The following is a 13,595-nucleotide window of genomic DNA, read 5'->3' as shown; positions in this document are numbered from 1 at the left end:
TCCCCCTAATTCGCTTGACTATGAACCACGCTACACTCCTTTATCTGCTTCTCTGTTTATCCTTCGCGACGCCCGTGTTAGCTCAGGTACATCAACTACCACCCAGCGTGGCCACTCACTGGGAAGAGGTGCCCCCGACCATCCGGTTTCAGTTGGAGTCCGCCGGATGGCAGATCGGGGATCCGGTGCCGGAGGAAGCGGTCCGTAGGAGCCGTTCGCGGACCGATACGATGTACCTGGATTCAACGATCACGTCCGTCCCGTTCGGTGCGGGAGGCGGGAATGCGGCGTTACGACCCTTCCACCGAATAGATTTTACCGACGTCGAGCCGCGGGTGCAGTCGATCGTCAGCTCGTTTTATGACACCATTACCACCAGCTGGGAGTTACACAGCCGTCAGTTGATTACGCGGGACGATCTGGGTCGAAACATTTTTCACACCAACGATTTTTACAACGACACCTTAGATAGTTGGCAGCCGAATACCCGGACATTTACCTTTCCCTACGGGACTTCCTTGACACAGGTCGATTCACTCACTATTGAATCTTTGTACCCCGATAGCTCGGAGTGGACGCATACACTGACTCAGAAAAACGAGTTCGACGGCCAGAACCGACTCGTGCTCTCCCGAAACTGGTTGGGCGAAGGAGACAACCTGCTTCTGTTTGAGGACCGCTACGCATACGACACGGCCGGAGACAACCACGAGATCCGCAGCTATATTCTTCAGGATACGGGAGAGTACTGGGCCACACTCACCGAGAAAGAATACGACAACCACTACCTCACTACGCAGACCATAAGCAGGTTTCCGGCGCCCGGCATCCGGTTACCGATTCAGCAATTCCGGTTCAGCTACACGCCAGAAAATCTCGTCGATACCTTCGAAGATCATTACTACGGCATCGTAAAAGAAGATTGGGAGCTCGCGCGTAGGGAACACTACGAGTACAATGAGGATCAGCAGCGTACCGACGCATACACTACCTTTTACAATTTTGCCCAACCCGGTACCCCCTCCCTCGAGGCCTGGCACCATGTCGACTACCTGGCGGGTTTGAGCTACGCGGATACGGAAGATTACTACATCTACGATACGATCGCGGACACCTACGTGAGGGAGGAGCACACCCAACATCATTACCGCTCGCAGGCTACCTCCCTGTGGGAACGACAACTAGTCGCACGCCCTTTATCCGTTTGGCCGAATCCGGCCGCCCAATGGGTGGAACTCAGGCTGGATGAACCGGCTACCCTACGTGTCATCGATCAGTTCGGTCGCTCGCTCATCGAGCGAAGGCACCCGCCCGGAACGGGACGGCTCAGTCTTGCCGCACTTCCGGCCGGCAGCTATTACCTTACCGCGACGACCGCCACCGGAATATACCTGGCCCGCTTACTTAGATCGGGCAGCCCGTAACCGGAAAGCCGCGAGCCTTAGGTAGGAGCAACTTTTCCGCCGGTCGGCGTATTATATCCCAGCTATGGCCAAGAAAAATAAGGAAAAGGAGTTCGTAAACCGTAAAGCCAGATTCGAGTACGAATTTCTGGAATCGGTGGAGGCGGGCATTAAGTTACTGGGTACCGAGATCAAGAGCATCCGGGCCGGCCACGTGAACCTGCGGGATGGCTACTGCGCCTTTGACCGCGGTGAGCTCATCCTGCGCTCCCTCTACATTGGCGAGTACAAACAGGGCAACCAGTTTAATCACGAAGAACGCCGCCCCCGGAAGTTGCTGCTCAAACGGCAGGAACTGCGCAAGTGGGAAAAGAAGGTCAAGGAAAAGGGCTTCACGATCGTTCCCTACCGATTGTTTCTCAACGAGCGGGGCCTGGCCAAGGTCGAAGTGGTCCTCGTACAGGGTAAGAAGGTCTACGATAAGCGGGACACCATCCGGCAGCGCGAGAACAAACGCACCATGGACCGGATCAAGAAGGAGTACCTATAGACTGGCGAAGGCGCGGTAGTCCGTGAGGAAGCCCAGCAACATCCGCTCCTCAAGCAGGCGTAAGCTCCATACGGGCGAACGGTAAGCGAGGCGGCTGGCACTGATTCCCAGCAGGGTGAACTTCGGGTCGAAGCCCATCATGTTTGCTGCCTCATTTGCCGCTACGAGGTTCTCGTCGAAGGGCAACTCGACCAGGTTTGGTCGTCCCCAAATGAATTGCTGCACCCGATATTTTTGCTCCTGCGGTACCCGCAACCTATATCCCTGCTCACTGGCCGGAATGTAGTGCTGAACGAAGGTGGGATTCATACGGATCAGGGTGGAGAGCCGTACGTCACATTCGCGGGCAATCTTGGCCAGGCTCATGCGGGTATACACCCGGATGCTCTCTACGCCCTCGGCCGCCATGGGATTCAGTCCGTGATCGTCGTAATAGTTTACCGCATAGGCGGCGGCGAGGTAGGCGGCAACGTAGCGGCGCGTCTCCCGGGGCAGGTAGTTGCTCGCCTTGTCGTACTGCCTGCTGCCCGCCGAGCGGATGGCCTTGCGTACACGACCGGCACCGCAGTTGTACGCGGCCAGCGCGAGGTGCCAGTCTCCGAACTGAGCGTGCAGGTCCTTCAGCATGAGCACGGCGGCTTCGGTGCTGCGGTGCAGGTCGAGGCGCTCGTCGATGATACCGTCTACCCGCAAGCCCATTTCGCGGGCGGTGGCGGGCATCAGTTGCCACAGGCCGGCCGCACGCGCCGAAGAGACGGCATTGGGTACGAGCATCGACTCAGCTACTGCCAGGTACTTCAGTGAAGCGGGCAGGTCGTGCTTGCGGAGGTAAAAATCGAAAATGGGGAAATACTGGTTGGCACGGCCGAGCATGCGCTCGGTACTGCTGCCGCCACCGCCCATGTAATCGTTGATCTTGCGTTGAACGAAGGCGTCGGAAGTGGGAATGCCGGGGGGAAGGTCCAGTCGTTCTAGCCGGTGTACCATCTGGGCACGGCTGCGACTTTTAAATTTGACGGGTGAGGAAAGGGAAGCGACAGCTATGGAGGGGACTGCTACCAGTAGGAGTAATAACCACTGGCAGAGCGTCCTTTGCAGCTTGCTCATTAAAGTAAATTTCGTGAAAAGATGACGTCCCGCAGTGCAATGCGTGACGTGTGGCGGACGGATATCCTGTCCTGGTGAGCAGGTCCAAAAGGACCGTTGTCCTGCACCTGTGACCACAAAGCTAGGGGCATTGGCCTACACCGATCAAGGGTTTAGGGGGTACCCCGGGGTTTTTTAACAGTTCCGGGTGTGGGAGGACAGACGCCCGGATTTCGTCACTTTCCGCGACTTCCGACGTTTCGTTGGCCCCCGCCTCCCGCACCGTTGATTACCCGTATCGTCTGCACCTCTGCGGAATTTAATTGCAGGGGATCGAACGCCTCCCGGAGAAGCCATTCTTTCTTTAATGTTTTGTTAATAATCCGCCAAGTTGACTTTTTAACACTTCCCAACGCCTCCGGTCAGCGGTTGCTGCGCCCGATCGTTGTGGCCGGTGCGACTTAGCTTTGCCGTCACTTAACTACTGACACCATGCTCAAGATCGGACTCATCGGCGTAGGCCACTTGGGCAAGATTCACCTAAAGTGTATCCGCCTGGCCCGGGAGGTCTACGATCTGGTCGGGGTCTACGATGCCGATGCGGAACTTGCTGCCCGAATTGCCGAAGAGTATAAGGTGCGGGCCTTCGGTTCGGCCGCCGAACTCATTGCGGCGGCGGAGGTCATCGACGTAGTGACGCCTACCTCCACCCACTTTCGGGTAGTGAAGCAGGCACTGGAGGGCAACTGCCACGTCTTCGTGGAAAAACCCCTGACCGAGACGTTGGAGGAAGCCAAGGAGCTCATCGAACTGAGCCGCCGCGCCAAAAAGTTGGTGCAGGTCGGACACGTAGAGCGCTTCAATCCGGCCCTGCTCGCACTCGGAGAGGTCAGCGTACAACCCTACTTCATCGAGGCCCACCGCCTAGCCATGTTCAATCCGCGCGGAACGGACGTGAGTGTCGTGCTCGACCTGATGATCCACGACCTCGACATCGTGCTTAAACTGGCCGACAGTGAGGTAAGTGAAGTGCGCGCCAGCGGAGTTGCCGTCCTGAGTGAAACCCCCGATATCGTGAATGCCCGCATCGAATTTTGTAACGGTGCCGTGGCGAATCTCACCGCCTCCCGCATCAGCCTCAAAAACATGCGCAAGGTCCGCCTCTTCCAGCGCGATGCGTACATCAGCCTCGACCTGCTGGAAAAAGAGAGCCAGGTGATCCGGCTTTTTGACGCCGATGCCACCGGCATTCCCGAACGCGGGCAGCAGTTTCCGCTCGAGACGCCCCGCGGTCACCGGATCATTCATGTCGACCAACCGCCGAGCGGACCGGTCAACGCCATTCAGATGGAACTTGAGAGCCTGGCCCACAGCATTCGGGAAGGCAAACCCGCCGCCGTCAGCATCGAAGACGGGTACCGCGCCCTCTCCCTCGCCCAGCGCATCTCCGACGCAGTCGCTGAGAACCAGCGCCGGTTGCCGCACCCCCAATCCTGATTCCCGAGCATGCGCCCGCTGTTTCTCCTCTCTCTGACCCTGTTACTGACCGCCTGCCCGCCCGATCTGGAGGTAGCCCCGGCCCTGCTCCTGGTGGAAGATTTTTCCCTTTCCACCACCGAGGGGCAAGGCGCTCCGACTACCGAGATCACCGAGGTATGGGCCTTTGCCGACGAGGAATTCATTGGCGTCTTCCCCCTCCCGGCCAGAATCCCCCTGCTGCGCGTAGGCACCGTAGCTATTCGACTGGAAGCGGGCATCCACCAGGACGGTCGTAGCGTGACGCCGGACATTTACCCCTTCTACACCTCCTTCAGCAGCAGCATTGACGTGGCCAGCGGCCAAACCCTGGACCTGGGCGTACTGCCCATCCGTTACCGTGACGAAACCGTCTTCGGGTTCATCGAAGATTTTGAGCCGGGTCGCGGGCGGACGTTTACCGAAATCCTGGCTGGCACCGGCGGAATTCGTCCGCAAACGGACGTAGTAAGAAGTGGCGGGGCCGCGGGTGCCGTGGAACTCGGGGACAGCAATCGGCTCGCCGAGATTGCAACTGGCCAAACCTTCACCGGGCTCGCTACCGTACCTATCAACGTCTGGTTGGAAGTCGACTACCGTGGCGACGCCCCGGCGGTCTTCGGCGTGATCGGAGAGCAAAACGGGATCGCGGTGCGCGTCTTCGATCCCGGCTTTCTGCCGCGGGACAATTGGACAAAGATTTACTTCAACCTCGGCCCCGTGATCGGTTCGTCCGGGCTGGAGCAACTGCAGGTGGCCATTTCCACTCTGCTCGGCGACGAGCGGGATCGGGGCACTGTTTACCTCGACAACCTTAAATTGCTCTACTTTCCACCCCAATGACCCACGTCCTACCCGATACTACCGGTTTTCCACCGGACACGGCCGCGCGGCGGCGGCGTGACGGGTGGGTCTACATCGCCGGCGATCTGGTGGCCGCCTGGCTGGCCTGGACGATCTTCTTCTGGTACCGGGGCGTGGCGGAAGGTTCCATGGACCGGATAACGGACATCCTCGGTGACATCAACTACGCCTGGGGCAGTTTCTTCATCCCCCTCTGTTGGGTGCTGGCCTATGCCCTCTTCGATCAGTACCGCGACATCTACCGCCTGAGCCGGCTAACTACCCTGGTGCAAACCCTGGTGCTATCGGTACTCGGTACCCTGGTCCTTTTTTTCGCGGTGCTGATCGACGATGCGGTGGCCGACTATTCCTACTATTCCCGTAGCCTGCTCGTCCTGTTTAGCCTCCACTTCCTGCTTACCTCCTTCGTGCGGATGTACCTGCTCACCCGCGCCAGCCAGCGCCTGAAGGCGGGGGAAGTATCCTTTAATACCCTCATCATCGGGGGCGGGGATCGCGCCCTCGATCTCTACCAGGAGATCGCCTCCCGCCCGAAGGCCCTGGGATACCGCTTCATCGGCTTCGTAGATGGTCGTCCGCGTGCCAACTCCCCCCTGGCGGAGGAACTGCCGAAGCTCGGTAACCTAAGCGATCTCGGGCACCTCATCGAATCCGGGGGAATCGAGGAGGTGATCATTGCCGTCGACAACAGCCAGCACAGCCGGTTGCGTGACCTGCTCGGCATCCTGAGTGCGTACGAGGCGCAGGTATTGGTCAAGGTTATTCCGGACATGTACGACATCATGCTCGGTACGGTGAAGATGAACCACGTCTTCGGGGCCGTACTCATCGAAATCCGGCAGAACCTGATGCCCCGGTGGCAGCGGGTAGTGAAACGACTTCTTGACGTGGCTTCCTCCGCGGTCCTGCTCCTGCTGCTGTTTCCCCTCTGCGTATACATCGCGATCCGGGTCAAACTCTCTTCTCCCGGGCCCGTGCTCTATACCCAGGAACGCATCGGGCTGAACGGAAAACCGTTTCGCATCATCAAGTTTCGGTCCATGCTCCCCCACGCCGAGGCGGCGGGACCGCAGCTGAGCAAGGACGACGACGACCGGTGCACCCCCTGGGGAGCCACGATGCGCAAGTGGCGGCTCGACGAAATCCCCCAGTTCTGGAACGTGCTGCGGGGAGACATGTCGATCGTCGGTCCCCGCCCGGAGCGGCAGTACTACATCGACCTGATCAGTGCCCGGGCACCCCACTACCGCCACCTGCTGCGGGTACGCCCCGGCATCACCAGCTGGGGACAGGTCAAGTACGGGTACGCGAGCAACGTAGAGGAAATGATCCAGCGGTTGAAGTTCGATATTCTCTACATCGAGAACCGTTCGCTGGGGCTCGACTTTAAGATCCTCTTTTACACCGTGGTGGTATTGGTACAGGGCAAGGGCAAGTAGCTCCTACCTACGTAGCGCGCTACACAGGATGCCGGCCGCCACCGCAGCGTTCAGGCTCTCGGCGGTTCTGCCCGGGGCACGGGGAATGGTGATCCACCGGTTGACTTGCTCCCGCGTCCCCGCCCCGATGCCCGGCCCTTCCGCTCCGATGACCAGCACGCCCGCGGCGGGTGGGGTGATCGAATAGATGTTTTCGCCGGCAAGGTCGGCTCCGAACACGGGGAGGTCGGGGCTAGTGCGGATTACCTCTTCCAGGAATTGCTCCCGGTAAACGATGCGTAGGAACGACCCCATACTGGCCTGGATGCTTTTGCTGTTGTAAAGATCCGCTGTACCGGGGCCGCCGAAGACGTAGGAAAAGCCGAACCAATCGGCAATGCGGAGTAGCGCACCGAGGTTGCTGGGCGACTGAACGCCGTCGAGGTAAAGCGACCAGCCGTCCGCCAGATCGGGGGGCAGTGCCGGATCGTGAGCCGGCATATCGACTACGGCGAGGACCTGGTTGGGGGTAGTGAGCTGGGAAATGCGGCCTAACTCCCGTGGGGTAACAACGGTGAGCGGAACATCGGCTTGGCGGGGGGCGTTATCGGCCCAGGTTTCGAGGGCGTAGAGGTGATCGACGCGGTAACGGTCCTGGGATAGGAGCTCCGCTACGATCCGGGTTCCCTCTACGGTGAATTTATGGTAGTTTTGCCTTACTTTTTTCTGACGTAGGCTGCTTATGAACTTGATGGTACCGGAGCTGATGGGCATACTGGCTGGGGGTCTGCGGCGCGTCGTTCCGGTCTTGGTAGCCGCCCTGTTGCTGACATCCTGCAATGTTACGAAATACCTGGGGGACGGCGAAGAACTGCTCACCGCCCAGCGGGTAGCGGTCGCTAAGGGCAGTAAACTGGAAAACCGGAGTGAGGTCGTGTACGAGCTTTCCACCCTCACCCGCCAGAAACCCAACGGCAACTTCCTGTTCCTCTTCCCCCGCGAGCATTTTTACCTGGCCAACAGCAAAGCCCGGGACACCACCCGCATCGACCGTTTCCTGCGCAACACCATCGGTCAGCCCCCGGTGCTGTACAGCGACAGCCTCTCGCGGCGTTCGGCGATCCTGATGACCGATTTTCTCCGGTACCGGGGCTACTTCAACGCGACGGCCTACCACGAAGCCGATCGCCGCCGGCGCAAGAAAGTCAGCCTGATCTACCACGTTTCCCCCGGTGCCCGCTACGTGATCGATACCGTGGAGTACGGCAGTCCGGAGCCGCAGATCGACAGCATTCTGCAGGTACTGAAGCAGGAAAGTGCCCTGCAACCGGGAGCGCCCCTCAACCTTACCGCCTTCGACGAGGAGAAATCGCGGATCAGTCAGGCGCTCCGCAACGAGGGCTACGCCTACTTCTCGGCCAACTACTTCGACAAACTGGAGATCGATACCAGTCAGCGGAAGGGGCACGCGAACATTTACCTGAATATCCTGCCCCCACAGCAGGACGATGCCTACCGCAAGTACCGGGTGGGACAGATCACCGTGCTCACCGATTACTCTCCCGCCCGCAGCGCCACGGGTACTACCTATCCCGGCGACACCGTTGTGGAGGGCATCCGTTTCCTCTCACCCACCGTCGATTTTCGGATGCGCCCCGAGCTGCTGGTCGATAATATATTCCTGCAGCAAGACAGTCTCTACAGCCGGGAAGCCTACGAAAAGACCAACCTATCGCTCGGCGGTCTCGGGATCTATCGCTTCGTCCGAATCAATCAGGTGGTCGACCCGAATCAGGACGATGTCCTCAACTACGAGATCCAGCTGTCTCCCAATAAACGCATGGCGATCGGGGTGGACCTTGACCTGAACTTCACCAACCGGAGCCTCCTCGACAGCACCGGCAGCGCGGGGGGTGCCCAGAACAACAACCTGATCGGCATCAGCGTAAGTCCGAATTTTCGCAACCGCAACGTGTTCGGGGGGGCGGAACTGCTCTCGATTTCCCTACGCGCGGGGGTGGAAGTAAACCCCAGCCCCGACAGCTCCCTGCAGTTTTTTAACACCATCGACCTGGCGGCCGAGGCCACCCTAAACCTGCCACGCTTCAAGGATTTCGGCCTGTACGGCCTTGCCCGGAGGACCGGTCTGGTGTCGAGCGACTTTTACCAGCAGTTGCGGGAGCGAGCGAGTACCCGGTACAGCATGGCCTACGAATACCTGCTGATCCGCACCTTCTACGCCTACACTACGGCCAACGCCCGGCTGGGCTACGATTTCAGGAGGTCCGCTACCACCTCCTACCGCATCAATCATGCGGCCCTCGACATCCTCAACTTTACGATCGAGCCGCAGTTTGAGGCCATCCTGAGTACCAACCAGCGGTTGCGGCGCAGCATCAGCGATCAATATTTTTTGAGCTTGCTGTTCCGTAACCTGGAGTATACCCGCGTGGGTCGCCCGGACCGGCGGGGCCGGTCGATCACCTTCAACGGTCAGTTCGAACTGACCGGGGCGGAGATGTTCCTTGCCCAGCAGTTGTACGATCAGCTGGACACCCGCAACGACTTCGCCCGCTACGCCCTGCTGGTGGCAGATACCCGATTTGCCAAACAGATCTCCCCGCTACGGAGCATCGCCACCCGTTTACTCGTCGGCATCGGCAGGCCCTTCAACAGCGACCAGGAACTACCTTACGTCAAGCAATTTTTCGCCGGTGGCGCCAACTCCATGCGGGCCTGGGCACCCCGGGGCCTCGGGCCGGGCGGCTACGTCGATACCCTGAGCATCGACAACTCGAGCGGAAGCTTCAACAACAACCTGCGGCTGTACCAGACGGGCGACCTCCAACTGGAACTGAACCTGGAATACCGCTTCAACCTGTTTTCCTTCGTCCGCGGAGCCATCTTCACGGATATCGGCAATGTGTGGACGATCCGGGAAGATCCCGATCGGCCGGGATCTCAGTTTCTCCTGAAGGGCAGAATTCGGGAGGAAGAGGGCTCTACACCCTTCTATCACCAGCCGTTTTACCGGCAGCTGGCGGTAGCGGGGGGCACGGGCATACGAATCGACCTGAGTTACTTCGTATTCAGGCTCGATGCCGCCATTCCCCTTCGCTACAATTATCCCCAGCTGGGAGACGGAGAGCCCATCCGGCCCCGGGAACCGATCAGCTATCCGGAGCGTGCCTACTGGAGGAGTTTCGACAAATTCGGCCTGGGCGACATTACGTTCCAGCTGGGCCTGGGCTACCCCTTCTGATTACCGGGCTAGGGTGACCGTCACTACGGTAGAGGCACCCGGCTCGGTGACGCGCAGGGTGTAATTGCCCGCAGGCAAGTCGTCCAGCATGAAGGGGATGGAATTTTGTCCGGCCGCCAGCCAGCGGGATTGGGAGAGTACCCTCCGACCCGCGGCACTCCAGAGCTCGATGTGTGCATCTCCCGCCACCTTCGCGGCGAGGGACACGGTGGCGGAACCCGTGGTGGGGTTGGGAAACAGGCTTACGGAAGGGTTGCGGGGAGCGGTGCCGGCTACGCCGCTCACGAGTTCCCCGCGGTCGACTACAACGCCGAGTTCGGGAGCCTGTGCGGTCGCGCGATCGCCGGCACTGGTCGTCACGGTGACCTCTCCGTTGTAGGAAAAAAGGTCCAGCACCTCCACGTTATCTATCCACCAGCCGTCGTCTCCGGCGGAAGCGTCCGCGACAAATCGCCAGCGCACGTACAGGTCTTCGTCCCGGAAATCACTGAGGTCAACAATGGCTTCGTGATAACCCTCACTGTCTCCCCAGAAGGAAGGCGTACCGCGGAGGGCGGCCGGCGCCCGGGGGCCTACCGTGCCCCGGTAACCAAAGCGCATGAACCGGCGATCGACGTTCTCCCACGTAGTACCGTCCCTGCTTACCTGGACGATACCGGCGTCGTAGGCGGGCTCCGTACGGTACCTGGTGTGAAACCGGAGGGCCGGGTGCGTGCCGGTTACCCGGACGGGTTCGGTAAACTGTAGGATTTGGTCCTGTTCCGCCGATGCATTGGGGATAAACCAGGCGTGCTGTCCGGCAAAAGTCAGTGAATCACCCCGTACCCAACCGAGGTTGCCCTCCCGGGAGATCGTTGTCCACGGCGAGGTCTCCGTTGCTTCGGCCCCGTCAAAAAACAGCCGGTCGCTGAAGCGTTCCGGATCGGTCACCGCCGTGTAGACGATCACTTCCCGTTCGCCGGGCGCAATGTCGTCTAGCTGGAATACCAGGCGGTTTCCCTCCAGAGCGAAAGCGAGGGCGCCCCGCACACTGCCGCCGTCGATCGTGAGCCCGTCGGGCAGCTCGTCGGTCAGCGTAATGCCGGTGGCCGGATCCGGCTTATCGTTGCGTACCGTGAGGGTGTACTCGATGCGCTCGCCGGCGGTGACCGTTGGGGCACTCGCCGACTTGGAAACCTTTATCGTACGAATGCAACTCGGTTCCGTGTCGAAGGCCTCCCGGTTGTCGTCGCGAAACTGACTGTCGCCCTGCGTTGCGGAACGTCCGAGCCCGCGCCGTTGAAACACCTCCCACAGCAGGCACTGATTCGCACCGTCGTTCTCGAAGCGGTCGGCGATGAGGAGGGCGTCGCGACCGTCGATGAGTCCGGGACTACAGGGGGTGTACTTCATCGCTTCGATGACAAGGCGTACGGCGGCATTGTTTCCGCCGGTTCCGTTGACGAGGTCAGCGTCGAAACCGTAGGTTTTGGTCATTTTCCAGTAGATGTCCCAGAGGGTAGTCGCCCATACTTCTCCGAGTCCGTGGGGCACGGCGGCCGTGATCACGTCGTCGTACGTATGGTTGTTGATCCGAAAATCAGTAGAGTAGTACTGGGAACGCAGGCCCCGCGCGCCGGGTCGGCTGGAGGTGGAGTACACACCAATGCTTCTTGGTTCAGTGCCCGTGGGGGTGGAAGTAGGGGATTGGGGGGTGGAAGCCAGGAGGAAAAAGTCGGACCACCCCTCCCCCATTTGCTCGTCGTTGAGCAGGCAGGTATTGGTTTGGGGGCCACCGACGAGGCGGATGCTGACGCCGTGTCCGTACTCGTGGGCCACGACGCCGTTGTCGAAGGCACCGTCCAGCGGACTGAGGTCGTTGTCGCGCAGTTCTACCGCTACGGCACCCCCGGTTTCGACGATTTGGCGCAGCGGCTGGCAGTCACTTTCCCTCATGAGCACGGCGGGAATGGTGACGGGAATGTCGTCGGGTTCGCTCGCTCCCGACATGGTGAGAATCCCGTTAGCGGGATTGGAGATGATGACGCCTACCGCCCCCGCCCGCTCGGCGTGGTAGGCCTTGAGCTGAAAGGAGCAGGACCCACGGGAGAGCATGGCGATTTTCCCCCTGACTTCTTCGGAATTGATCAATTCGGAACACCCCTCGGTGGGTTTTTCAGTGCCGTCGCGACCGATGGCAACCTCCGCCCGTACTTCAGTTCCGTTGATCCTGGCACCAAACATCGCGCCCCCGGTCGCACGAATACCCGATTGCTCGACGGGAGCGATCACCCGCAGGAGGCTGTTGGAACGCCACAGGTACATTTGCATCCGCGCGGACCTGCCGTCCCTCCCGGTATAGAAATTGGCATTGTTCGAGCCGGCACCGTCCTGGCTTTCCGCGTGAACGGGGTCGTTACCGATACCCCCCCGGCCGTAGTTGTTCTGCTGGAAGTTGCCCGCCGCCTCATCGAAGCCGTGGCGGTAGGTCCAGTCGTGGATCATGTTGCCGAGGTAGAACAACTGGGTGATCGAGGAACGGTAGATGCTGTCGGGCGACTGCTGCGGCTGAAAGGGAAAATCAAAATCGAGCTCCCGCCCACCGTCGGCGACGAAGCCGGAGTCGGGTTGGTTGCGCTGCTCGTCCGCGTCGCGGTAGGCAAATACGTTGTTGCCGCGGGTGCTGGTGTATTCCGGCCCCGGTTTACCGTCGGTATCGTGCCAGCCATAGGGGGAAGCCACCGGGTCGGAAGGGTCGATCAGCAGCTTCCGCCCACCGTCGTTTGGTGATTCCAGCCCGAAGGGGAACACGTGATACAGTGCTTCGTCATTGGGTGACATGAGGGTTTCGGAAGTCTTTGCTTTCAGTGGTGGCGTTACACCCGCGGCCCCGCCCGTATCCGGTGCTTCAAGTTGGCAGCTGACCGTAAGGGAAGCGCGGTACAGCTCGGTGCCGTCGGTCGCGTCGATCATGGAAAGGTAGTGGATCGATGAATCGAGGTTCTCGATGTCGAGTTGCCAGGCCAGCCGAATATCGTGGTTTCCCGGAAGCGGATAGTAGGTCAGCTCCGCCGAAGCAAGATGGGAGTTTGGGGCTGGCCGGGAAGCACTGAAGGCGCGCTGGGCAGACAGGGAGGGGGAAAGTGCGGCGGTGCGTTCGTGGATGTTCGCCTCCAGCCGGGAGGTGTAGTGCCCGACGCGTCCGTTGCGAAAATGTACCGCGGCCTGGGCGTTGTAGACGGGGGTGCCGTAAAGAAACTGGCCGACGTACACGTGCTCGACGCCACTCGGCGAAGCGTACCCGCGCACAATGCGCAATTCGGCCAGATCGCTGGCCACGAGCCCTAGGTCCTCCTGTTGTGTCCGTAAAAAATCAAGTGCGGGAATGCTGCCCTCCTGAGCCAGCAAAGCAGCCGTGGTGCCATAAAGGCACAGGCAAAAAAGAAAACGTGTCATGAGAGAAAATTAGCGACCCGCTCCAAAGCGGCATCGGGGATCATACCCGAAGCTAACGTCAC

Annotated in this window: 9 protein-coding genes; 6 read left to right on the top strand and 3 right to left on the bottom strand. The window is 60.1% G+C overall.

Annotated features, from left to right (window positions below):
• The first annotated feature begins 20 nt into the window (after positions 1-20).
• Together GGR28_RS08575 and smpB are read left to right on the top strand one after the other, a co-directional pair.
• Positions 21-1,424: a T9SS type A sorting domain-containing protein gene (locus tag GGR28_RS08575; RefSeq protein ID WP_183495349.1), complete on the top strand. Its 1,404-nt coding sequence runs from the start codon at positions 21-23 to the stop codon at positions 1,422-1,424.
• Positions 1,425-1,488: 64 nt separating this feature from the next.
• Positions 1,489-1,953, top strand: a complete 465-nt coding sequence (gene smpB / locus GGR28_RS08570; protein WP_183495348.1) for an SsrA-binding protein SmpB — start codon at positions 1,489-1,491, stop codon at positions 1,951-1,953.
• Here the strand turns inward: smpB and GGR28_RS08565 are convergent.
• Entirely contained in the window at positions 1,948-3,060 is a 1,113-nt protein-coding gene (locus GGR28_RS08565; RefSeq protein ID WP_183495347.1) for a lytic transglycosylase domain-containing protein, read from the bottom strand. The genes smpB and GGR28_RS08565 overlap by 6 nt on opposite strands.
• Before the next feature lie 471 nt (positions 3,061-3,531).
• On the opposite strand from GGR28_RS08565, the gene GGR28_RS08560 reads away from it, so the two are divergent.
• Genes GGR28_RS08560 through GGR28_RS08550 form a run of 3 tightly spaced genes read left to right on the top strand, consistent with a single transcriptional unit; the run spans position 3,532 to position 6,857 of the window.
• The gene (locus GGR28_RS08560) at positions 3,532-4,536 is read left to right on the top strand and encodes a Gfo/Idh/MocA family protein (RefSeq protein ID WP_183495346.1); all 1,005 of its coding nucleotides are present in this window, start codon (positions 3,532-3,534) and stop codon (positions 4,534-4,536) included.
• A 9-nt stretch (positions 4,537-4,545) separates the two neighbouring features.
• Positions 4,546-5,397 carry a hypothetical protein gene (locus GGR28_RS08555; protein ID WP_183495345.1) on the top strand — a complete coding sequence of 284 codons (852 nt, stop codon included), beginning with the start codon at positions 4,546-4,548 and terminating at the stop codon, positions 5,395-5,397.
• On the top strand, positions 5,394-6,857 hold the full coding sequence (locus tag GGR28_RS08550) for a sugar transferase (protein WP_183495344.1): 1,464 nt from the start codon (positions 5,394-5,396) through the stop codon (positions 6,855-6,857). The genes GGR28_RS08555 and GGR28_RS08550 overlap by 4 nt, the downstream gene beginning before the upstream one ends.
• Before the next feature lie 3 nt (positions 6,858-6,860).
• Here the strand turns inward: GGR28_RS08550 and GGR28_RS08545 are convergent, their stop codons facing one another.
• Complete coding sequence (locus GGR28_RS08545; RefSeq protein ID WP_183495343.1) at positions 6,861-7,610, bottom strand: TrmH family RNA methyltransferase; 750 nt, start codon at positions 7,608-7,610, stop codon at positions 6,861-6,863.
• On the opposite strand from GGR28_RS08545, the gene tamL reads away from it, so the two are divergent.
• Entirely contained in the window at positions 7,579-10,098 is a 2,520-nt protein-coding gene (gene tamL / locus GGR28_RS08540) for a translocation and assembly module lipoprotein TamL (protein ID WP_183495342.1), read from the top strand. The two genes, GGR28_RS08545 and tamL, sit on opposite strands and share 32 nt — an antisense overlap.
• Here tamL and GGR28_RS08535 read toward each other — a convergent pair whose 3' ends face one another.
• Positions 10,099-13,533 (bottom strand): M36 family metallopeptidase, encoded by a 3,435-nt coding sequence (locus GGR28_RS08535; protein WP_183495341.1) that lies wholly within the window; start codon positions 13,531-13,533, stop codon positions 10,099-10,101.
• Between the last annotated feature and the right edge of the window lie 62 nt (positions 13,534-13,595).

It is taken from the genome of Neolewinella aquimaris (assembly GCF_014197245.1).
Classification (GTDB): Bacteria; Bacteroidota; Bacteroidia; order Chitinophagales; family Saprospiraceae; genus Neolewinella; species Neolewinella aquimaris.
The sequence above is the reverse complement of the archived record's forward strand: the minus strand, read 5'-3'. Positions and strand labels throughout refer to the sequence as shown.